Below are 23291 nucleotides of genomic sequence, written 5' to 3' on the forward strand. Positions count from 1 at the left end.
CCATATGTGTTTCAGGTTATAAAGTAAAAACAAAAAAGCAGCCATAAATGGCTGCTTTTTTTAAAACTTACCTTTAAACACTAAATTTATTCAACTGTTACAGATTTAGCTAAGTTACGTGGTTGGTCTACATCCGTCCCTTTAATTAAGGCAACATGATAAGACAATAACTGTAATGGAATAGTGTAGATAAGCGGCGCCATAAATTCATCACAGTGTGGTACTGGAATAACCTTCATGGTGTCGTCAGACTCAAACTCCGCATCTTTATCTGCAAATACATACATAAGGCCACCGCGAGCGCGGACTTCTTCTACGTTTGATTTAAGCTTTTCCAGTAGTTCGTTATTCGGTGCAACGACAATGACTGGCATATCCGCATCAATTAACGCAAGTGGACCATGCTTTAATTCACCCGATGCATAAGCTTCGGCATGAATGTAGGAAATCTCTTTAAGCTTTAATGCACCTTCCATTGCGATAGGATATTGATCGCCACGGCCCAAGAATAAAGCGTGATGTTTATCAGCAAAGTCTTCTGCTAATTCAGCAATGGCATCATCCAAGCTTAGTGCTTGTTCTACTTTAGCTGGCATAGATTGTAGGCTTTGAGTTATTTCAGTTTCCATCTCTTCTGTCATACCGTTATGACGACCAATAGCTGTAGTCAACATGAGTAAGCCAGCAAGTTGGACTGTAAAGGCTTTAGTAGATGCCACACCAATTTCAACACCGGCTTTCATCATGTAAGCCATGTCAGACTCACGAACTAAAGAAGAACCTGGTGCATTACAGATCGTCAATGTGGCTTTGTAGCCCATATCTTTAGCTAAACGCATAGCCGCTAACGTATCAGCTGTTTCGCCAGACTGTGAAATGGTGACAAGTAAGCTATTTGGGAACATGTGCGACTTACGGTACCTAAACTCTGATGCAATCTCGACGTTACAAGATACACCTGCCCAATCTTCTAACCAATAACGAGCGGCCATGCCAGCATGATAACTTGTGCCACAGGCAATAATTTGTACATGCTTTATATCTTTTAAAAACTCAGCAGCATTTTCACCAAAAGCTGAGTCCAAGACTTTACCTGCAGCAATTCTACCTTCAAGCGTATGTGCTATCGCTGTTGGTTGCTCATAAATTTCTTTGAGCATGTAATGACGATACTCACCTTTATCGCCGGCATCATGAGTCACTTCTGACTCTTTTACTTCACGCTCAACCGCATTGCCATCAACATCAAAGATACTCACTTCACGACGAGTAATTTCAGCAACATCACCTTCTTCTAAAAATGCAAAAGAACGTGTCACTGGTAATAATGCTAATTGATCTGAAGCAACAAAGTTTTCGCCTAATCCATAGCCCACAACTAACGGGCTGCCACTACGTGCAACAATCATGCGCTCACTATCACGGCGATCAATCACTACGGTGCCGTAAGCACCTTCAAGTTGCTTAACAGTCGCTTGAACTGCTGCAAGTAAGGTGTCATGTGTTTTTAATTCATGATGTACGAGATGACAAATAACTTCAGTGTCAGTGTCAGAGCTAAAGCTGTAACCCAAGCCTTTGAGCGTCTCACGTAATTTATTGTGATTTTCAATAATACCGTTATGTACTACAGCAATATCACCTTCAGATAAATGTGGATGTGCATTACGCTCACTTGGTTCACCATGAGTTGCCCAGCGAGTATGAGCAATACCAGTGCCACCAACTAACGATTGTTCAGTCAACGCATCATCAAGTTCTTGAACTTTACCCACTCGGCGAGTACGACCCAATTCACCTTGGTTAATAATCGCGACACCTGCGGAATCATATCCGCGATATTCAAGGCGTTTCAAACCTTCAACTAAAATTTCAGCAATATCCCTTTGCGCTACCGCGCCAACAATTCCGCACATAATTTAATACCTATTTTTGCACTTAATTTAGAAATCTAATAATAAAAGTAATTTGATTTATTTTTTATATGGAGCCAATAATACTTTGACGCCATATTGAGTAATTTTTTCGACCATATCGTCTGATAGTCGGTCATCTGATACCAGAACACTGATGTTTTCCCAAGCTAACTCTAAGTTAGGGATTCTGCGGCCAAATTTATCTGACTCAAGCATGACAATCACTTCGCGAGAAACCTCAGCCATCACTTTACTTAAGCCTGTTAATTCATTAAACGTAGTCGTCCCACGCTCAAGATCAATGCCGTCAGCTCCAATAAACAGTTGGTCAAAATTATAAGAACGTAATACTTGTTCAGCTATTTGCCCTTGGAAGGATTCAGAGTGGGGATCCCAGGTGCCGCCGGTCATCAATAATGTTGGTTCATTCTCCAGCTCTCTGATGGCATTGGCGAGTTGCAATGAGTTAGTCATAACTAATAAGCCACGCTTATTGTCTAATTGCTGAATTAAACCCGATGTAGTGCTGCCACTATCAATGAGAATTCGATTATGATCATTAATAAGTTGCGCGGCTTTTTTGGCAATCGATAGCTTATTCGGCGCAATCTTAGCGCTAAATTGCTGCGTAACCTCATCAGGCACAGCAATCGCACCACCATAACGGCGCAGCAGTAATCCAGCTTCTTCTAACGTTGCTAAATCCTTTCGAATGGTAACTTCTGAAGTTTCAAAGCGTAACGATAACTCATCGACACTTACCTCACCTTGCTGAGATAAAATGCTAATAATATTATGTCTACGTTGCTGTGTATTACGTTTATTCATAACTACCAAAGTTTCGTTTCGAAAGATAATTATAATCAATCGAAACTTTATTGACAATATTTCAATCAGTTTTTCTAAATTTTGATCAGACATAAAAAAACGGCCTGTTAAATAACAGGCCGTTTTTATAAAGTTTAGTTTTTATTTAGGACGCTTAACCGGTCTCGCCCAACCAGCAATATGTCGCTGCTTAACCCGAGTTATAACTAACTCTCCTTCACCGACGTCTTTTGCAATAGTAGAGCCAGCACCAAGTGTCGCCCCTTTACCAATGGTAACTGGGGCAATTAGTTGTGAATCACTGCCCACAAAGACATTATCCTCAATCACTGTTTGAAATTTGTTTGCGCCATCATAGTTACAAGTGATGGTACCCGCACCAATATTCACGCCAGCACCAATAGTTGCATCACCTAAGTAGGCTAAATGCCCGGCTTTTGAACCGACGCCTAATACTGCTTTCTTCATTTCGACAAAGTTACCAATATGGGCATCATCTTTTAACTCTGCACCAGTACGTAAACGCGCAAAAGGCCCAGCACTTGCTGCTTTACCTAACTTAGCGCCTTCGACAATAGAATAAGGTTTAATTTCAGCATTATCAGCAATATCACAATCAATCAAAATTGCACCAGCACCAATAGTGACATTATTGCCTATGGTGACTTTACCTTGAACAATTACATTGATGTCAATCATCACATCCATGCCTACTGTGACTTCACCACGAATATCAATACGAGCAGGGTCGCGAAGGTTAGCACCTTCTAGCATGAGCTTTTCAGCAGCGCGTGCTTGATAAGCTCGTTCTAGTTGCGCAAGTTGAACTCGGTTGTTTGCCCCTTCAACTTCAACAGCGGATTCTGGTTGTGCAGTATCAATTGCAACTCCATCTTCTTTCGCCATCGCAACAATATCTGTTAGATAGTATTCGCCTTGGGCATTTGAATTAGATAATCGGCCTAACCAAGACTTTAACTGCTTACCTGGTACCGCCATGATACCTGTGTTCACTTCTTCAATAAGCAGCTGTTCAGCATCAGCATCTTTTTGCTCAACAATACCGACTACATTGCCACCTTCACGAACTATACGGCCGTATCCCGTTGGGTTATCCAAATTAACAGTCAAAATTGCCATGCCATCTTGTGGGCGTGCAGCTAATAACTTTTCTAAAGTAGATTGTTGAATTAAAGGCACATCGCCATAAAGGATCAATACGGTATCTTCATCATTAATATTTGGGTTTGCTTGCGCTACAGCATGACCTGTACCTAACTGCTCAGCTTGTAGTACCCAATTGACTGATTGTTCACCTAATACATTCTTAAGTTTATCCGCACCGTAACCATAAACTAATTGAATAGCGTCACTTCCTAATGAGTTAGCAGTATCAATCACATGCTGCACCATACTTTTATGGGCAATGGGATGAAGTACTTTAGGTAAGTCAGAACGCATCCGTGTTCCTTTACCAGCAGCTAAAATAACAACATTTAATGACATCGGGATTCCTTGAACAACTATTCAGTTTTAATACGTTAATTTTAACGCAGTTTAGTTGGCAGTTGAAAGCATGATTTGAAATTAGAGGTCATTTACATCAATTTGATAACTTGACAAAAATAGAGCATGAATTTCAAGCACAAAAAAGGCGACCCTAGGGTCGCCTTTTTAAAACAATAACCTTTATCTGGCAATGTTCTTTTTGATGGTTTCAACAACGCGAAGTTGAGCTAAAGACTTAGCTAATTCGATTGTTGCAGCTTCATAATCGAAGTCAGCACCTGCATTAGCGATTTTCGCTTCAGCCTGTTGCTTAGCTTCAAGTGCAGCTTGCTCATCAATATCATCGGCACGCATTGCGACGTCAGCAAGAACAGAAATTGAATCAGGTTGAACTTCCAGGATACCACCTGAAAGATACATCACTTCTTCACTTCCATCTTCCTTAATCATGCGCGCCATGCCAGGTTTGATCTTAGTTAGCAAAGGAGCATGGTTAGGCATAATGCCTAACTCGCCTTCAGTACCGCTCACTTCTAAGAAGCTTACAGTACCGCTGAACATGCTGTTCTCTGCACTTACTATATCAAGTTTGACTGTCATGGCTGCCATCAAGATCTCCTAAAATACTAAGCTAATGCTCAGTTATTTCTTTTTGTTAGCTTTTTCGACAGCTTCGTCGATAGAACCAACCATGTAGAACGCTTGCTCAGGAATGTGATCGAACTCACCACTCAAGATGCCCTTGAAGCCACGAATAGTGTCTTTAAGAGAAACGTACTTACCAGGAGAACCTGTAAAGACTTCTGCTACGAAGAAAGGTTGAGATAAGTATTTCTCAATCTTACGTGCGCGGAATACAGTTGTTTTATCTTCATCAGATAATTCATCCATACCCAAGATAGCAATAATGTCTTTCAGCTCTTTGTAGCGTTGAAGTACAGTTTGTACGCCGCTTGCTACATCGTAATGCTCTTGACCAACTACTAATGGATCTAATTGACGCGAAGTCGAATCCAGTGGGTCAACCGCAGGGTAAATACCTAGCGAAGCAATGTTACGAGACAGTACAACAGTCGCATCTAAGTGAGCGAAGGTTGTTGCTGGTGACGGATCGGTTAAGTCATCCGCAGGTACATATACCGCTTGTACAGAGGTAATAGAACCAGACTTAGTTGAAGTAATACGTTCTTGTAGAACACCCATTTCTTCAGCTAGTGTTGGTTGGTAACCTACTGCAGAAGGCATACGGCCTAAAAGTGCAGATACTTCAGTACCGGCCAAGGTGTAACGGTAGATGTTATCAACGAATAACAGTACGTCACGACCTTCGTCACGGAATTTTTCAGCCATTGTCAAACCTGACAATGCTACGCGTAAACGGTTTCCTGGAGGCTCGTTCATTTGACCATATACCATGGCTACTTTGTCGAGAACACCAGAATCTTTCATTTCGTAGTAGAAGTCGTTACCCTCACGAGTACGCTCACCAACACCAGCGAATACAGAAAGACCCGAGTGTGCTTTTGCGATGTTGTTAATTAATTCCATCATGTTGACGGTTTTACCAACACCAGCACCACCAAACAAACCAACTTTACCACCTTTAGCGAATGGACATACAAGGTCAATAACCTTGATACCAGTCTCTAAAAGTTCTGTTGAGCTTGACTGATCTTCGTATGAAGGAGCTTCACGGTGAATTTCATAACGCTCTTCTTCACCAATGTCGCCACATTCATCGATAGGCTCACCCAATACGTTCATGATACGGCCAAGGGTTGCAACCCCAACCGGAACAGAAATTGGTGAACCCGAGTTTACTACCTCTAGACCACGACGCAGACCATCAGAAGAACCCATAGCGATGGCACGAACAACACCACCACCTAGTTGCTGCTGAACTTCCAGCACCAAACCATTACAAGTTCCTTCACCTGTGATCTTCAGAGCGTCATATACCTGAGGTACAGAATCTTGTGGAAACTCTACGTCCACAACCGCGCCAATTACTTGGACAACAGTACCTGTGCTCATGATTAATCCTCTAAACTTGATTTCGTTACCTAACCTAAACCGCTGCAGCGCCTGAAACAATCTCCGACAATTCCTGCGTAATCGCGGCTTGTCGTGCCTTGTTGTAAACTAACTGCAAATCGCTGATCAAATCGCCTGCGTTGTCTGTTGCGGCCTTCATAGCTACCATACGGGCAGCTTGTTCAGACGCAATATTTTCGACAACACCTTGGTAAACTTGAGACTCCACATAACGAGTCAGTAATACTTCCAAAATTTCTTTTGGATCTGGCTCGTAAATATAATCCCAAGGGTACTTAGCTACTTCTTCTTCCGATTTAGGCAAAGGTAGCAGCTGCTCGATCACAGGAGTCTGAGTCATTGTATTAACGAATTTGTTAAACACAATAAACAGACGATCCAGTTTACCTTCGTTGTAAGCTTGTAGCATAACTCTCACGGTACCGATTAAATCGGCTAACTTAGGCGCATCGCCTAAACCTGAGGCATGGGCAGAAACATCTCCACCAAAGCTTTTGAAAAACTGAACACTACGTGCACCAATAGGACAAAATTCAACATCTGCCCCTTGGTCTTTCCAGTTTTTCACGTCTGACACAACCTTTTTGAAAAGGTTAACGTTCAGACCACCACAAAGGCCACGGTCGGTTGACACAACAATGTAACCAACCCGCTTGGCATCTCGAACTTCCAAATATGGATGTTTATATTCAAGAGTACCTTGCGCTACGTGACCGATCACCTTACGCATATGTTCTGCATACGGGCGGCTAGATGCCATACGTTCCTGCGCTTTGCGCATTTTGCTGGCAGCAACCATTTCCATTGCAGAAGTGATCTTTTGAGTGTTTTTAACACTCGCGATCTTGGTTTTAATCTCTTTAGCGCCGGCCATTTCTACTCTCCAATCTGGGACCGAAGGTGCCCAAAGACACCTCGATAATTATTACCAGGTTTGGGTTTCAATGAACTTGTCCATGCCCGCTTTTAATTGACTTTCAATGTCTGCGTTGTAATCGCCAGAAGCATTAATAGTATTAACAAGCTCAGCATGTTCGCTGTTCATGAATGAAAGCAGAGCAGCTTCGAAGCTACCGATTTTACTTAGTTCTACAGTCTTCAAGTAGCCTTTTTCAGCAGCGAAGATTGAGATAGCTTGGGCAGCAATGCTCATAGGAGCATATTGCTTTTGCTTCATAAGTTCGGTAACACGCTCACCATGCTCAAGTTGAGCACGAGTTGCATCATCTAAATCAGATGCAAATTGTGAGAACGCAGCAAGCTCTCGATACTGTGCTAACGCGGTACGAATACCACCAGACAGTTTCTTAATGATCTTAGTCTGAGCCGCACCACCAACACGAGATACTGAGATACCTGGGTTAACAGCAGGACGTAAGCCTGAGTTAAATAAATCAGTTTCAAGGAAGATTTGACCATCAGTAATAGAAATTACGTTAGTCGGTACGAATGCAGATACATCACCTGCTTGGGTTTCAATAATAGGCAACGCAGTTAAAGAACCGGTTGTACCTTTTACTTCACCGTTAGTGAATTTCTCTACATAGACTTCGTTTACACGTGAAGCACGTTCTAATAAACGAGAATGTAGATAGAATACATCACCTGGGTATGCTTCACGTCCTGGTGGACGCTTCAATAGTAGAGAGATCTGACGGTAAGCAACTGCTTGCTTAGATAGATCATCATATACGATTAAAGAATCTTCACCGCGGTCACGGAAGTATTCACCCATTGAACAACCAGAGTAAGGTGCTAAGTATTGTAATGCTGCAGCTTCAGAAGCTGTTGCTACTACAACGATAGTGTTAGCTAATGCACCGTGCTCTTCAAGCTTACGTACAACGTTAGCGATAGTAGAAGCTTTTTGCCCTACAGCTACGTATACACATTTAATGCCTGAATCTTTCTGGTTAATAATTGCATCGATAGCCATCGCTGTTTTACCAGTCTGACGGTCACCAATGATCAATTCACGTTGACCACGACCAATTGGGATCATGGCATCAACGGCTTTATAACCAGTTTGGATTGGTTGATCTACAGACTGACGTTCAATAACACCAGGAGCAATCACTTCGATTGGAGAGTAACCATCGTTATCGACTGGTCCTTTTCCATCAATTGGCTCACCAAGAGTGTTAACAACGCGGCCTAATAAACCACGACCTACTGGTACTTCAAGAATACGACCAGTAGTCTTAACTTTTGCGCCTTCAGCTAAATTAGCATAAGGGCCCATTACTACGGCACCGACAGAATCACGTTCTAAGTTCAACGCGATTGCAAAACGGCCACCAGGCAGTTCGATCATTTCACCTTGCATTACATCGGCAAGGCCGTGAATGCGAATGATGCCGTCACTTACTGCAACGATTGTACCTTCGTTGCGAGCTTCACTAACGACGTCGAACTGCTCGATCCGCTGTTTAATCAGATCGCTGATTTCAGTGGAATTCAGTTGCATGCTCAAACTCCCAATTACGATTGTAGCTTATCAGACAAGCGCGATAAATTACCGCTAACAGAGCCATCAATGACTAAGTCGCCTGATTTAATAATTACACCGCCAATAAGCGCTGCATCTACACTACAATTCAGCTTAACTTTGCGTGCGAGACGTTTCTCAAGAGAAACACTAATTTGCTCTTGCTGCTCAGAGCTTAGCTCAGTCGCTGAAACAACAGTTGCTTCAACTTCTTTTGCCCACTCATTGCGATATTCAGCAAAAAGTAAAGATACTGATGGCAGTATCTCTAAACGACCGTTTTCAGCCATAACCTTTATAAGGTTTTGACCCTGTGCATTGACCTGCTCACCACATACTTCAATAAATAGTGAGGCAAGTTTCGCACTAGCCAATGAACCACCAAGCAACGGTTTAATTGATTCGTTTTCACTTACCAATGCCGCGAAGTTCAGCATTTCTGCCCAATCTTCAATTGCTTTATGTTCAACAGCAAAATCAAAAGCTGCCTTTGCATAAGGACGAGCAATGGTGCTTATTTCAGCCATAACTCCGATTCCTTAATTAAATTTCAGCAACAAGTTTATTAACTATGTCACTGTGAGCTTCTGGATCAATCGAACGTTGAAGAATTTTCTCTGCACCAGTTACGGCAAGAGTAGCAACTTGCTTACGCAAGTCATCTTTAACGCGATTACGTTCGTTTTCAATTTCAGCTTGACCTTGAGCGATGATTTTCGCACGCTCTGTATCAGCTTCAATTTTAGCTTCTTCAACTATTTGAGCTTTACGCTTATTAGCTTGCTCAATAATTTCATTAGCAGTCGCCTTCGCTTCTTTTAGTTGCTCATTAGCTTTCGCTTGAGCCAACTCTAGATCTTTTGCAGCACGTCCTGCATCAGCTAGCCCATCGGCAATTTTCTTCTGGCGTTCTTCGATAGCGTTCATCAATGGCGGCCATACAAACTTCATGCAAAACCACACGAAGAGTGCAAAAGAAATCGCTTGGCCTAGCAGGGTAGCGTTAATACTCATAACGACAACTCCTTCTAAGGGGGGCGATTAGCCAGCTAATTGACCTAAGAATGGGTTAGCGAATACGAAGAATAATGCAACACCAACTGCAATCATTGAGATCGCATCAAGTAGACCAGCTACGATGAACATCTTAGTTTGTAATGCTGGAGCTAGTTCTGGTTGACGAGCTGAAGCTTCTAAGAATTTACCACCTAAGATAGCAAAACCAATACCAGTACCTAGCGCTGCTAAGCCAATCATGATCGCAACAGCTAATGCTGTAAAGCTAATTACAGTTTCCATTTTATCTCCGATAAATAACTAATTTTAAATAAATTAATGTTCTTCATGTGCCATGCTTAGATATACAATCGTAAGCATCATGAAGATAAACGCCTGCAGCACAATAACCAAAATATGGAAAATAGCCCAAGGCACTGATAGTGCAAACTGAGCCCACCAAGGCATCAGTGCTATCAGAATAAAGATCAACTCACCTGCATACAGGTTACCAAACAGACGAAGCGATAATGAAATCGGTTTCGCAATCAGAGTCACTGTTTCCAATACTAAGTTTACTGGAATCAAAGACCAATGATTGAAAGGTTGTAAGGTCATTTCTTTTGTGAAACCACCAAATCCTTTTACTTTAATACTGTAAAAAACAATCAACGCGAACACACTCAAGGCTAGACCTAGAGTTACGTTTAAGTCGGTTGTTGGTACAATTTTAAGGTAAGGAACACCTAAAAATCTGTTTGCGGCTTCAGGTACAAAGTCAACTGGAATTAAGTCCATTAAATTCATCAGGAAAACCCAGACAAAGATAGTCAGACCTAATGGTGCGATAACAGCGTTACGCCCATGAAATGAGTCTTTAACGATTTTATCTACACCTTCCACGCACATTTCAACGAAACATTGAAATTTACCTGGAACGCCAGTTGTTGCTTTTTGTCCTACTTTGAAGAATGCCCACAAAAATAGAACCCCAAGACCTACTGAAAACAAAAGTGAGTCAATGTGCCAAGTCCAAAAACCGGCATCTTGACATGCATGATTAAAAGCAATTCCGCCATCAGCAGAACACATTTTCGCATTAGTCAGGTGATGCTGGATATACTCGGAAGCATTTAATGCTTCACCAGTTGTCGCCATGATTAATCTCACTTAATTTTGCTTGAAGTATAAAGGGGCTGTCCAAGGTATTAGTAATGCCAACAAATAACAGCTAAATAACGGCAAAAATGGCGTTTTTAGCATGCCAAATGCGATGGCAAACAACACAATGGTTAGCAGCAACTTTACCGCTTCCCCCAAGAAAAACATCCAAACGACTTTTCCTGACGCTTTAGCTCCCGCATGAGAGAAAGCAAGGGTTGCGAATACAAAATTAGGGAGTACAGCAATGAGACCACCTGCCAAAGCAGATAAGCCATACTGAGCTCCCCACAGAGCGAAAAAGAAAATTGAAGTTCCCCCAGCTACCGCCGCCTGTAACAACACTATTCGATAGGCTGACCACCGGCCACGACGCGCTAAAACCTTACTCAATTTTGAATCTCCGCATTAGTACTTATTTTTCCACTAGGCCATTAATGTGATCATTAACGACTCAGACAGGAAAAAAAGCATGCAAAGTATACCTTTTCACACCTTGTTTGCAACTTTGATGAGAGGTTAAACAGTGATATTAGGCGTGATTTGGCTTTATATTTCTAAAAACTCAAAATTACGCCTTGTTACAAAGTTACTATTGAAATGACTTTGTTGAGGGATTTAGTGAATTTTGCTAAGTATTCCATCTAATTCAGCAAGATCTTGGTAGTTTATTACAATTTTACCCTTGCCTTTAGTGCCATGATTAATAGCCACTTTAGCACCTAGTTTTTCAATTAACTGTTGCTCCAAGCGGGTTACATCATGATCTTTAGTTGGTTTTTCAGCTTCTTTAGCAGGATTTAGGGCTTTATTAACTAATCGTTCAGTTTCTCGAACTGTCATTTCTTTAGAAGCGACCAATCGAGCTAAATTAGTTTGCTCTTCACCTTCAATTGCTAGCAGTGCGCGAGCATGACCCATGTCAATATCGCCATACTCTAATAAACGCTTCACTGGTTCATTTAAACTATTTAAACGTAATAAGTTAGACACACTTGCTCTAGATTTACCGACCGCATCGGCAGTTTGCTGGTGAGTTAATTCAAACTCTTCGAGTAAACGTTGTAATGCAATCGCTTCTTCCATTGCATTTAGGTCTTCACGTTGAATATTTTCAATTAACGCAATAGCAACCGCTGACTCATCAGGTACCTGCTTAACAATACAAGGGACTTTGTCTAGTTGAGCAATTTGTGATGCGCGCCAACGACGTTCACCAGCAATAATTTCATACTTTTCAGCATCAACTTTACGCACCACAATAGGTTGAATCACCCCTTGTGACTTAATTGACTCTGCTAACTCTTCTAACGCTTCAGGTGACATATCTTTACGCGGTTGATACTTACCAGACTGCAGTAAATCTAAATCGAGCATCAGTAAGCCATCTTCCTGTGGCGATTGTGTTACTTTTGCTTCTGTTTGAGTCTGTTCAGTTTTTCGGCTCGCAGCGTTGCTGTTGCTTAACAAAGCATCTAAGCCTTTACCTAAACCGCGTTTTTTTAACGTCATTTTATTCCCTTACGCTTACTTAGATTCTGTTTGTTGCTCAGCGCGGCGAATAATTTCTCCGGCTAAAGCTAAATAGGCTTTTGCACCTGCACTGGACTTGTCGTAATACATTGCTGGCGCACCAAAACTAGGTGCTTCAGCTAAACGAATATTTCGTGGTATCACTGTGCGATAAACTTTTTCACCAAAATGCTGTTTAAGTTGATCAGATACATCATTTGATAATCGATTTCGAGGATCATACATAGTACGTAAGATCCCTTCGATATTTAACGTAGGATTCACCATTGCGCCTAATTTAGTAATGGTATCGATCAGGGCAGTTAAGCCTTCTAAGGCATAATATTCACACTGCATTGGCACCAATACAGAGTCTGCCGCAGACATGGCATTCACCGTCAACATGTTCAATGAAGGTGGACAGTCAATAAAGATGAAATCATAATCATCTTTAACTTCTGCAAGTGCATTCTTTAATCGAATTTCTCTGGCAAAAAACTCCATGAGTTTGATTTCTGCAGCAGTAACGTCACCATTACCGGCAATAAGATCGTATTTACCCGTCGTATCTTTAATGACTATTTCGGCAAAAGGCTTTTCTTCGACAAGTAACTCGTAAGCCGTGTTTTCAACTTCGTACTTATCGACACCACTGCCCATAGTGGCATTACCCTGTGGATCAAGATCGATTAACAGCACTTTGCGTTTTGTGGCCGCAAGTGAGGCTGCTAAATTAACACAAGTTGTTGTTTTTCCTACGCCACCTTTCTGGTTAGCTACGGCAATGATTTTACCCACGTGTTCACCCTAAGGACATATTTACGATGTCCGATAATATTTATTCTATTGCTAGTGCTATTTTTGCTTCACTAGCTTTAACAGATGTCTTTGCTCATCTAACCTTGGTACTGTTAACGTGATTGTTTCAACCACGTCAAACCCAGCAGGAATACTGGTTAACTCAGCATCACTCAATTGGCCTTTTAGCGCATAAAATTGACCATTGTCAGCTGGTAAGTGATGACACCAAGTCAACATATCTTCAATTGACGCAAATGCACGACTGATCACACCATCAAATTTCTGTTCAGGCTCATAAGCCTCAACACGGCTTTCAACTGATGTAATGTTATTAATTTTTAATTCAAACTGAACCTGTTTTTGAAAACGGATCCGTTTTCCTAAACTGTCTAGTAATACGAATTCTTTGTCGGGATTTAAAATTGCTAATGGGATCCCTGGTAAACCTGGTCCCGTTCCGACATCAATGAACCTTTGCCCTTTAAGATAAGGAGAAACCACCAAACTGTCCATAACATGACGGATTAACATCTGTTCAGGATCTCTGACTGATGTCAGGTTATAGGCTTTATTCCATTTATTTAGCATGGTAACAAACCCAACCAATTGTTGCTGTTGAGTTTCAGTCGCTGAAATATTGGTTTCAGCTAGATAAGTTTTAAGTTGATCGGCTAGCACGCTAAGTGACCTCAAAATCAAAGGGAATCATAAATCATCGGGTATTATGAATGGCAGAAATGACTAAGGGAAGCCTCAAAGCTTCCCTTATTAGTTAAAACACAACTTTTTACTGCTATTTAGGCGCTTTTACGCAATAAACCGCGTTTTTTTAAGTGAACAAGTAAAATTGAAATCGCAGCTGGCGTCATTCCAGAGATCCGAGAAGCTTGGCCAATGGTTTCTGGCTTATGCTCATTCATCTTAGCGATGACTTCATTAGATAAGCCTGTCACTTCTTGATAATCAAGATCTAACGGTAAACTAGTGGTTTCATGACGAATAGCTTTATCTATTTCACCTTGCTGCCTTTGGATATAGCCCGAATATTTTACTTGAATTTGAACTTGTTCTGCAGCGCATGGATCTTCAATCGCTGGGCCAAAACCTTCTAAACTCATGAGCTTTTGGTAATCCATTTCTGGACGGCGCAATAAATCTTCAAACGAAGCTTCACGTGAAATAGGCGTATTTAATTCAGGATTTAATACATCTAACAAAGGTGAATTGTTATGAACCCAATTACTGCGTAAACGCTGTAATTCAGTTTCAATCGATTCTCTTTTCTCATTAAATTTCTGCCAACGTTCATCATCAACAAGGCCAAGTTCGCGACCTTTTTCAGTCAAACGTAAATCAGCATTGTCTTCTCGCAGCAATAATCGATATTCCGCACGGCTAGTGAACATGCGGTAAGGCTCTTTTGTCCCTAAAGTTGATAGATCATCAACTAAAACACCAATATAAGCTTGATCACGTCTTGGACACCAAGCTTCTTTGCCTTGAACTTGTAATGAAGCATTCATACCAGCAAGTAAGCCCTGTGCACCGGCTTCTTCATAGCCGGTTGTACCATTGATTTGTCCAGCAAAGAACAAACCATCAATATTTTTGGTTTCTAATGAATTCTTCAGATCTCGTGGATCAAAATAATCATATTCAATGGCATAACCTGGTCGAATGATCTCAGCATTTTCCATACCTTGAATTGATCGGACTAAATTTAGCTGAACATCAAATGGTAAACTGGTTGAGATCCCGTTTGGGTAGATCTCATTAGTCGTTAAACCTTCAGGTTCAATAAATATTTGATGCGAAGTCTTGTCAGCAAAACGATTAATTTTATCTTCAATCGATGGGCAGTATCTTGGGCCAATGCCTTCAATAACCCCAGAATACATTGGACTGCGATCAAGTCCTCCACGAATAATATCGTGAGTTTTTTCATTGGTATGAGTGATATAACAAGAGACTTGCTGCGGGTGTTGGCTTACATCACCGATAAACGACATTACCGGCAATGGCGTGTCACCTTTTTGCTCTTGCATCTTGTCAAAATCAATGCTGTTTGCATCGATTCTTGGTGGTGTGCCTGTTTTAAGACGTCCTACACGAATTGGTAATTCTTTTAAACGGTTTGCTAATGCGATAGCTGGTGGATCACCAGCACGTCCGCCGCTGTAGTTTTCTAATCCAATATGGATTTTCCCGCTTAAAAAAGTGCCTGTTGTCAGTACAACACTTGGAGACTCAAATGCTAAGCCCATTTGAGTAACTACACCAATAACTTTATTATTTTCAACAACTAAGTCATCTACGGCTTGTTGGAAAATACGTAAATTTGGTTGGTGTTGAAGAATTTGTTGGATCTTTTGACGATAAAGCGCTCTATCAGCTTGTGCACGAGTGGCTCTTACTGCTGGGCCTTTGCTTGAATTCAAGGTTCTAAATTGAATACCAGCGAAATCAGTGGCTGTTGCCATTGCTCCACCTAAAGCGTCAATTTCTTTAACCAAATGACCTTTACCAATTCCGCCTATGGCTGGGTTACAAGACATTTGTCCGAGGGTATCGATATTGTGAGTCAGTAAGAGGGTTTTTGATCCCATTCTTGCTGCTGCAAGTGCCGCTTCCGTTCCGGCATGACCACCACCAACAACAATTACATCAAACCGTTCATGAAAATGCATTTTGTAACCTTGGATAAAAGTAATTTTTCTAATTTACAGTTAAATCAGAATTTAAATCGAAAGACTGTTTCAGCCGAGTATTTTAGCACTTGCTTTGCCTTTCGGGAATGATCAATTTTCTCATTTTGATCAGACACGCTTCGCTTAATAGATCTTAAGATCTTTAAATAGATCTTTTTATTACTATTACTATTAGGATCGCCCTTTTCTGTGGAAAACCTTATTTTTTGTTTATAATCATTAGGTAACGTCAAAACGATCCTGTGATCTAGCTGCGATCTATTTCAATATAACTTGGGGATAGATCGCCTAGTTATCCACAGGGGGGATCATTAACAAGATCGAGTGTAGATCAATACAAAGTTATGATCGGATAAAATAATAGCTTATCCACATAGTTATCTTCTAAATTAACTTATTGTGGATAAGATTGGATGATATTGTGAGTATAAATGAAGATATTAACTAAGTTGATTGATTAAATACTTGCTTGCCACTCAGATAACCAAGCTAAAGCAGCATCTTCAGGCACAGGATCCCTTTGTACATCAATTTGGATCTTATTCACAATTGGCTTTGCATCTAAACGATCTAGCTCAGAAATTATTTTTTCAGGTCCTTGGCAAAAAGTATCGTAACTTGAATCACCAATGGCACATAAAGCATATTTTAACGACTTAAGATCGCCATTATTACCAAATAATTGCCGATAAAAGGGCTCAATATTGTCTGGAAGATCGCCAGCTCCATGTGTTGAACAGACAATTAACCACAGTGAATCTGGGTCTAAATCAGTTAGATTTGGGCTTAAATGTATTTGAGTTTGGTGGCCTATATCGGTCAATTGAGCCGCCATATCATCTGCTACGTACTCGGTTCCGCCTTGCGTTGTACCGACTAATATCTCTACTTTTGCCATGTGAACACCTTATTTTTGGCTACGATTAACCATAGTTTTAAGCATAGTTTACGCAGATTTGTCATTGCACAAAGCGCTTTTTGTCCGTATTTTCAAAGATAACTTTTAACAAATGCGTAACTTATCTATGTCTCTTGTTTCTATTACGGCTGAAATTGCTGATTTAGCATGGGGGCCACACATGCTGGTTCTATTAGTCGGTGGTGGTCTTTTTTTCCTTATTTATTCTAGGTTTATCCCATTTCGTTATATTGGTCATGCCATCAATATAGTCAGAGGGAAATACCCTGAAAAAGGGGCTAAAGGCCATATTACACATGCTGGTGCGTTATCCAGTGCGATGGCGGGCACTGTGGGAATGGGGAATATTGGTAGTGTCGCCGTAGCTATAATGGTGGGTGGACCTGGTGCTATTTTTTGGATGTGGATCAGTGCGATTGTGGGGATGGCGACGAAATTCTTTACTTGTACCTTGGCTATTATGTATCGCGGTAAAGATGAAAATGGTGATGTACAAGGTGGACCTATGTACATTATCACCCAAGGACTGTCTAAGAAATGGCACTTTTTAGCGGTATTTTTCTGTGTTGTAGGCTTAGTGGGCAACTTTCCATTATTTAATGCCAATCAATTAGTGCAGATCATTCGTGAATGGCTAATCGTGAAACCGGGACATTTTCCAGCTGGTGAATCAACTTTTTGGGTCGATCTTTCCCTGGGTATTGTAGTGATGTTGATTGTCGCAAGCGTCATTTTAGGTGGGATCAAACGTATAGCATCGGTGGCATCTAAAGTGGTGCCATTAATGATCTTCATTTATATGGGTTGTGCTTTTTATGTGATAGCCACTAATTTAACTGATATTCCCGGTTATTTTGAGCTGATTATTAGTGAAGCTTTCTCACTTAATTCTGTGGGAGGAGGCATATTAGGTACCATGTTAATTGGGATCCGCAGAGCTGCTTTTTCTAATGAGGCGGGTATTGGTACTGAGGTAATGGCTCACGGGAGTGCCAAAACTAATGAACCAGTTAAAGAAGGCTTAGTAGCCATGTTAGGCCCTGCTATTGATACATTAATTGTGTGCACCGCAACGGCTATGATCATTTTAATATCGGGGGTTTGGCAAGGCGGGGAAGCGCAAGGTGTGAACTTATCAGCTCAAGCATTTGAAGTGACTATGCCTGGCGTTGGTCCCTATTTACTGATCCTTTGTGTGGTGTTTTTCAGTATTAGTACCATTTTCACGCAAGCTTTTTACGGTGGGCAATGTTTTGCATTTTTATTTGGCCGTAAAAGACTACGTTTATATCAGTGCTTTTTCTTGCTGGCGATCTTATTTGCTGCAACAGCCACAATTCAAGAAATCGTTAATATTATTGATGCTGCTTATGCCTTAATGGCGATTCCAACCATGACCTCTGCAATTTTATTAGCCCCTAAAGTCAGAGCTGCTTCTAAGAAGTACTTTGCAAAATTGGCGCAAAATAATTCATAAATGTGTCGTGAATTCTAAAATATATTCATTATAACGGATCAGAAAGGGAGTGATTATTCACTCCCTTTTTGTGTTCGGTCATAAGAAATAATGACTTACTTTAATAAGTACTTTGCATGAAACCGAAGATGATCTTCTATAAAGCTACTGATAAAGAAGTAGCTATGATCATAACCTTCCTGCATGCGTAATGTCAGTGGGGATTGCTGAGTTTTGGCGGCATCAACTAAGGTTTCAGGCTTTAGTTGTTCGGTTAAGAAGTTATCTTCAGTGCCTTGATCCACCAGCATAGGCAGTTTAACAGTCGAATTTTTCATTAATTCACTACTATCGTACTCAGCCCAGGTGGTTTGATCTGATCCTAAATAACCATTAAAGGCCTTCTGTCCCCAAGGGCAATTTATAGGGTTACAAATCGGACTAAATGCTGAAATTGACTGATATTGCTCAGGGTTTTTAAGGCCAATCGAAATAGCACCATGGCCGCCCATTGAGTGACCACTAATACTGCGCATGTTACTGACAGGAAAATGCTGCTCAATTAATGTTGGCAGCTCTTTCACCACATAGTCATACATTTGATAGTGAGTATTAAAGGGGGCTTGGGTAGCATTGAGGTAAAACCCTGCTCCTAATCCAAAATCATAGGCTGCAGATTCATCATCTGCGACATTCTCACCACGTGGACTGGTATCTGGGGCAACGATGGCGATACCTAATTCTGCGGCGACACGCTGAATACCTGATTTTTGCATGACGTTTTCGTCGGTGCAGGTGAGTCCTGACAGCCAATAAAGCACGGGAACTTTTTGTGAAGCGGCTTGTGGCGGCAGATAAATAGCAAAGCGCATGTGGCAATTTAGCGTATCTGAATGGTGGCGATATTGCTTTAGCCAGCCGCCGAACATTTTATTACTACTGACATTTTCTAAAGTCATTTGATTGATCGCTTATGATAAAAATGCCCTTAGCATGAGGTTAAGGGCATGATATTAATCCAATACAACAATAATATTACTTATCGAAGTGAATGACTGAACGAATGCTTTCACCGCTATGCATTAAGTCAAAGGCATCATTTATTCCTTCAAGACCCATGGTATGAGTAATGAAGTGATCCAGCTTAAATTCACCATTTAAGTATTGCTCAACAATACCGGGTAACTGACTACGACCTTTAACACCGCCAAATGCACTCCCTTTCCAAACTCGTCCAGTGACCAATTGAAATGGACGGGTTGAAATTTCTTGGCCTGCACCGGCAACACCAATAACAACCGATTCGCCCCAGCCTTTATGACAACACTCGAGCGCACTGCGCATGACATTAACGTTACCAATACATTCAAACGAGAAATCTACCCCGCCATCCGTCATTTCCACAATGACATCCTGAATCGGTTTGTCATAATTTTTTGGATTAATACAATCAGTCGCACCTAATTTAGTGGCTAATTCAAATTTTGATTCGTTTAAATCAACACCAATAATGCGACTCGCACCAGCCATAGTGGCACCAATAATGGCTGATAAACCAATGCCGCCTAGGCCGAAAATGGCCACAGTGTCGCCTTTTTGCACTTTAGCGGTATTAAATACGGCGCCCATACCTGTTGTTACACCACAGCCTAATAAACACACTTCTTCAAGTGGGGCTTTTGGATTCACTTTTGCTAAAGAAATTTCTGGAAGCACGGTATATTCTGAAAAGGTTGAGCAGCCCATGTAGTGGAAAATTGGCTGCCCATCTTTATAAAAGCGTGTCGTACCGTCTGGCATTAAACCTTTGCCTTGAGTTTCACGTACTGCGCTACATAGGTTGGTTTTACCTGAAGTACAGAATTTACATTTACCACACTCGGCTGTGTATAGCGGAATGACGTGGTCACCTACTTGTACACTGGTAACGCCTTCACCGACCATTTCCACAATACCGCCACCTTCGTGACCTAAAATGACCGGGAAAATACCTTCTGGATCATCGCCTGACAAGGTGAAAGCATCGGTATGACAAACACCAGAAGCAATAATCTTAACCATGACTTCACCAGCTTTTGGATACATGACATCCACTTCTTCAATTGATAATGGTTGTCCCACTCCCCAAGCTACAGCGGCTTTAGATTTTATAAATTGTGCTGACATTGTGTTTGTCCTTATTACTGATGAACGAAAATATTGGGATCTACAAAGTGTAGATGAAATTTTGTAGCGATAGAGCTATTGTATTTATTTTCTGTCAGTTGATAATAAGCTTAAATTGCAAATAACTTTTACGAGTGAGTAACAATGCTGCCATGGGAAGGGGTTTATGAATTTGTCGCGGTGGCTGAAACGGATAGCTTTACTGCTGCGGGTAAGCGTTTGTCGATTTCAACAGCACAAGTCAGTCGTCAAATTAGTCAAATTGAAAATAGACTAAGTACCAAACTGTTTTATCGCACGACACGAAAAGTATCGTTAACAGAAGAAGGACAGGTTTTTTATCGTCATTGCCGTCAAGTTATCGATGGTCTTGAAGAAGCTGAGCGGGCGATAACCAGTTTACAGAATAAGCCTCAAGGCCTGATTAAACTGACAGCGCCTGTAACTTACGGTGAAAAATTTATTATGCCGATTGTGACTGACTATATGCAGCAATATCCAGATGTAGAAGTTATATGTGAGTTAACCAATCGACAATTAGATTTGGTAGAAGGCGGCTATGATCTTGCTATTCGTTTAGGCCGATTAGCAGACTCAAGTATGATGGCTAAACGATTAACTAGCAGAGAACAATTTGTTTGCGCTTCGCCTGAGTATATTAGCCGTTTTGGTGCACCTTATTCGTTATCAGAACTGAGCCAGCATAATTGCTTAATCGGCTCACAATCCCATTGGCACTTTACTGAATCAGGTAAAAATAGAAGTATAAAAGTGCAAGGGAACTTGCAGTGTAGTAGTGGCATTAGTTTACTTGATGCGGCATTAAAAGGCTTAGGTATTGTACAACTGCCAGGATATTACGTTCAGCAGGCTATTAACGATAATAAGTTAACGGTATTACTGGCACCGTTTCAACAAGAAAAAGAAGGGATTTGGGCCTTGTACCCACAAAACCGTCATTTGTCTCCTAAAGTAAGGTTGTTAGTAGATAAATTGACAGTTTCTCTTACTCAGCAGTAATTTACTTGTTATTTCCCTCGATTTTATTGTGAGTTACCGATTTGGAATAGGTTCCAAATCGGTAACTCACATCCATATTTGATTAAATTATGCGCTACATTTCATTTTTGAATATCTACTCCTTTAGATATAGCTAACTGCTGCCTAATTCCCTTTTTGGAATTGATTCCATCTTTATGATGAAAGGGTCAATTTAAACAAAGGGTGATGACCTATGAGTAATGTAGATCTGTTAGGACGCCGTAAATTTATTGCTGGACTAGGTGTAGCAGCAGGGGCTGCAATGGTAGCGCCTGCGATGGCTGTTTCTGAAAAGGCAGACGGTGTTAAGTGGGACAAGGAAATTGAAATTGTCATTATTGGTTCGGGCTTTGCTGGTTTAGCCGCCGCAATTGAAGCGACTAAACTAGGCGCTAAAGATGTCCATATTTTCGAGAAAATGTCTTATTTTGGTGGTAATTCGGCGATTAATGGTGGTTTGTTTGCCGCCCCTGGTACGCCAATGCAATCTAAAGAAGGCGTGAATGACTCAGTAGAGCGAATGGTTGCTGATCAAATGGCTGCTGGACGTGGTATCGCTGATGAAGCTTTATTACGCCATGTTGCAGAACATGCAATGGAAGCGTTGCAAATGACCTTTGATGCGGGGTCTGAATACCATCCATATTTACAGCAACTTGGTGGTCACTCGGTTGCGCGTACTTACCAAACAACTGTGAGTTGTGGCGCGGGTATCACTCAGCCTTTATTACATAAGTGTCGTGAATTGGGTGTTCATACCCATAATCGCTCAAAGTTTGAAGGTTTCTTGATTGGTGATAAAGGTGAAGTTGTAGGCGTTAAAATGCGTGATAACTACCACTTTGGCGAAGACCAACCTGGAAAAATTATTAATATCCGCGCAAAACGCGGTGTGATAATGGCAACTGGCGGCTTTGCTCAAAACGTTAATTTACGTATGGCACAAGATCCAACATTAACCTCTGAAGTGGGTTGTACCAATGCGCCTGGTGCTACAGGTGAGGGGATGTATGAAATGTTCCGCTTAGGCGCGGTACCTGTTCATTTAGCGCATATTCAATCTGGCCCTTGGGCATCACCTGATGAAGGTGGATTTGGCTATGTGTCTAACTACTCTATTTATAACTTTCCACATTCAATTGCGATTAACCGTCTAACTGGTCAGCGCTTCATGAATGAAATTGCCGACCGTAAAACCCGTGCTGATGCTGAGTTAGCTTGTCGTGATGAAAAAGGCAATGCATTACCGCCAATCTTAATTACCAGCTATAAGGATTCTAAAAAGCATCCTAATACTAAAAAGGTCATTAAGTATAACGTCGGCTGGAAGTTTGATTCTGTCGAAGAATTAGCTGCGCATTTCAAAGTGCCATTAAAAGCACTTAAAACCCAAATTGAAGAATATAACCAGTATGTTAAGTCAGGTGAAGATACTCAGTTTGGCAAGAACATGACCAAAGCGAAAGATAAGTATATTGAAGCACCATTTACTGTAGTTCGTTTATGGCCAAAAGTGCATTACTGCCAAGGCGGCGTGCAAATTACTACTAAAGCTGAAGTGAAAGATAGCTTTACAGGTAACCCTATCAAGGGGTTATATGCCGCAGGTGAAGTGTGTGGTGGTATCCATGGTGTGAGCCGTTTAGGTAGTTGTTCTATCCCTGAGTGTATGGTCATGGGTATGACAGCCGCCCGTAGCACAATGAAAGCTTAACCCCATTAACAAGAGGAATTA

22 protein-coding genes are annotated in these 23291 nt (G+C 41.2%); 3 read left to right on the plus strand and 19 right to left on the minus strand.

The genetic code is table 11. The annotated features are described in order from the left end of the window. Positions 1-86: 86 nt before the first annotated feature. From glmS to mioC, 17 genes are all read right to left on the minus strand, one after another. Positions 87-1916, minus strand: coding sequence for a glutamine--fructose-6-phosphate transaminase (isomerizing) (gene glmS / locus L2737_RS20370; protein ID WP_248956938.1), 1830 nt, complete (start codon positions 1914-1916; stop codon positions 87-89). A 57-nt stretch (positions 1917-1973) separates the two neighbouring features. Next, positions 1974-2744, minus strand: coding sequence for a DeoR/GlpR family DNA-binding transcription regulator (locus L2737_RS20375; RefSeq protein ID WP_229370964.1), 771 nt, complete (start codon positions 2742-2744; stop codon positions 1974-1976). A 141-nt stretch (positions 2745-2885) separates the two neighbouring features. Next, complete coding sequence (glmU, locus tag L2737_RS20380; protein WP_102529141.1) at positions 2886-4250, minus strand: bifunctional UDP-N-acetylglucosamine diphosphorylase/glucosamine-1-phosphate N-acetyltransferase GlmU; 1365 nt, start codon at positions 4248-4250, stop codon at positions 2886-2888. A 183-nt stretch (positions 4251-4433) separates the two neighbouring features. Continuing rightward, complete coding sequence (locus L2737_RS20385; RefSeq protein ID WP_102529140.1) at positions 4434-4862, minus strand: F0F1 ATP synthase subunit epsilon; 429 nt, start codon at positions 4860-4862, stop codon at positions 4434-4436. Between the two features lie 33 nt (positions 4863-4895). Continuing rightward, positions 4896-6287 carry a F0F1 ATP synthase subunit beta gene (gene atpD / locus L2737_RS20390; RefSeq protein ID WP_102529139.1) on the minus strand — a complete coding sequence of 464 codons (1392 nt, stop codon included), beginning with the start codon at positions 6285-6287 and terminating at the stop codon, positions 4896-4898. A gap of 34 nt (positions 6288-6321) precedes the next feature. Then, positions 6322-7182, minus strand: a complete 861-nt coding sequence (gene atpG, locus L2737_RS20395) for a F0F1 ATP synthase subunit gamma (RefSeq protein WP_102529138.1) — start codon at positions 7180-7182, stop codon at positions 6322-6324. 51 nt (positions 7183-7233) lie between these two features. Beyond that, positions 7234-8775 (minus strand): F0F1 ATP synthase subunit alpha, encoded by a 1542-nt coding sequence (gene atpA / locus L2737_RS20400; RefSeq protein WP_102529137.1) that lies wholly within the window; start codon positions 8773-8775, stop codon positions 7234-7236. Positions 8776-8789: 14 nt separating this feature from the next. Further along, positions 8790-9323: a F0F1 ATP synthase subunit delta gene (gene atpH, locus L2737_RS20405; RefSeq protein ID WP_102529136.1), complete on the minus strand. Its 534-nt coding sequence runs from the start codon at positions 9321-9323 to the stop codon at positions 8790-8792. Positions 9324-9339: 16 nt separating this feature from the next. Continuing rightward, on the minus strand, positions 9340-9810 hold the full coding sequence (atpF, locus tag L2737_RS20410) for a F0F1 ATP synthase subunit B (RefSeq protein WP_055025454.1): 471 nt from the start codon (positions 9808-9810) through the stop codon (positions 9340-9342). Positions 9811-9837: 27 nt separating this feature from the next. Next, positions 9838-10095: a F0F1 ATP synthase subunit C gene (gene atpE, locus L2737_RS20415; RefSeq protein ID WP_248956939.1), complete on the minus strand. Its 258-nt coding sequence runs from the start codon at positions 10093-10095 to the stop codon at positions 9838-9840. Positions 10096-10128: 33 nt separating this feature from the next. Then, positions 10129-10950 (minus strand): F0F1 ATP synthase subunit A, encoded by an 822-nt coding sequence (atpB, locus tag L2737_RS20420; RefSeq protein WP_102529135.1) that lies wholly within the window; start codon positions 10948-10950, stop codon positions 10129-10131. A gap of 12 nt (positions 10951-10962) precedes the next feature. Next, positions 10963-11346 (minus strand): ATP synthase subunit I, encoded by a 384-nt coding sequence (locus L2737_RS20425; RefSeq protein ID WP_102529134.1) that lies wholly within the window; start codon positions 11344-11346, stop codon positions 10963-10965. 225 nt (positions 11347-11571) lie between these two features. Then, positions 11572-12465: a ParB/RepB/Spo0J family partition protein gene (locus L2737_RS20430; RefSeq protein ID WP_102529133.1), complete on the minus strand. Its 894-nt coding sequence runs from the start codon at positions 12463-12465 to the stop codon at positions 11572-11574. 15 nt (positions 12466-12480) lie between these two features. Continuing rightward, positions 12481-13263: a ParA family protein gene (locus L2737_RS20435; RefSeq protein WP_102529132.1), complete on the minus strand. Its 783-nt coding sequence runs from the start codon at positions 13261-13263 to the stop codon at positions 12481-12483. A gap of 57 nt (positions 13264-13320) precedes the next feature. Next, positions 13321-13944: a 16S rRNA (guanine(527)-N(7))-methyltransferase RsmG gene (gene rsmG, locus L2737_RS20440; protein ID WP_102529131.1), complete on the minus strand. Its 624-nt coding sequence runs from the start codon at positions 13942-13944 to the stop codon at positions 13321-13323. Between the two features lie 119 nt (positions 13945-14063). Continuing rightward, positions 14064-15953, minus strand: a complete 1890-nt coding sequence (gene mnmG / locus L2737_RS20445; RefSeq protein ID WP_248956940.1) for a tRNA uridine-5-carboxymethylaminomethyl(34) synthesis enzyme MnmG — start codon at positions 15951-15953, stop codon at positions 14064-14066. Positions 15954-16431: 478 nt separating this feature from the next. Further along, positions 16432-16872, minus strand: a complete 441-nt coding sequence (gene mioC, locus L2737_RS20450) for an FMN-binding protein MioC (RefSeq protein ID WP_229370968.1) — start codon at positions 16870-16872, stop codon at positions 16432-16434. Between the two features lie 112 nt (positions 16873-16984). On the opposite strand from mioC, the gene L2737_RS20455 reads away from it, so the two are divergent. Next, positions 16985-18370 (plus strand): alanine/glycine:cation symporter family protein, encoded by a 1386-nt coding sequence (locus tag L2737_RS20455; protein ID WP_229370970.1) that lies wholly within the window; start codon positions 16985-16987, stop codon positions 18368-18370. A 95-nt stretch (positions 18371-18465) separates the two neighbouring features. Here L2737_RS20455 and fghA read toward each other — a convergent pair whose 3' ends face one another. Both fghA and L2737_RS20465 read right to left on the minus strand, forming a co-directional pair. Continuing rightward, a complete protein-coding gene (gene fghA / locus L2737_RS20460) occupies positions 18466-19308 on the minus strand; it encodes an S-formylglutathione hydrolase (RefSeq protein WP_248956941.1) in 843 nt (280 codons plus the stop codon). Positions 19309-19384: 76 nt separating this feature from the next. Then, complete coding sequence (locus L2737_RS20465) at positions 19385-20515, minus strand: S-(hydroxymethyl)glutathione dehydrogenase/class III alcohol dehydrogenase (RefSeq protein WP_248956942.1); 1131 nt, start codon at positions 20513-20515, stop codon at positions 19385-19387. 144 nt (positions 20516-20659) lie between these two features. Here L2737_RS20465 and L2737_RS20470 point away from each other — a divergent pair, with 144 nt between their 5' ends. Both L2737_RS20470 and ardA read left to right on the plus strand, forming a co-directional pair. Beyond that, entirely contained in the window at positions 20660-21535 is an 876-nt protein-coding gene (locus L2737_RS20470) for a LysR substrate-binding domain-containing protein (RefSeq protein WP_102529126.1), read from the plus strand. Between the two features lie 214 nt (positions 21536-21749). After that, positions 21750-23270 (plus strand): acrylate reductase flavoprotein subunit ArdA, encoded by a 1521-nt coding sequence (gene ardA / locus L2737_RS20475; protein WP_102529125.1) that lies wholly within the window; start codon positions 21750-21752, stop codon positions 23268-23270. Positions 23271-23291: the final 21 nt, after the last annotated feature.

Source organism: Shewanella electrodiphila, from assembly GCF_023283985.1.
GTDB lineage: Bacteria > Pseudomonadota > Gammaproteobacteria > Enterobacterales > Shewanellaceae > Shewanella > Shewanella electrodiphila.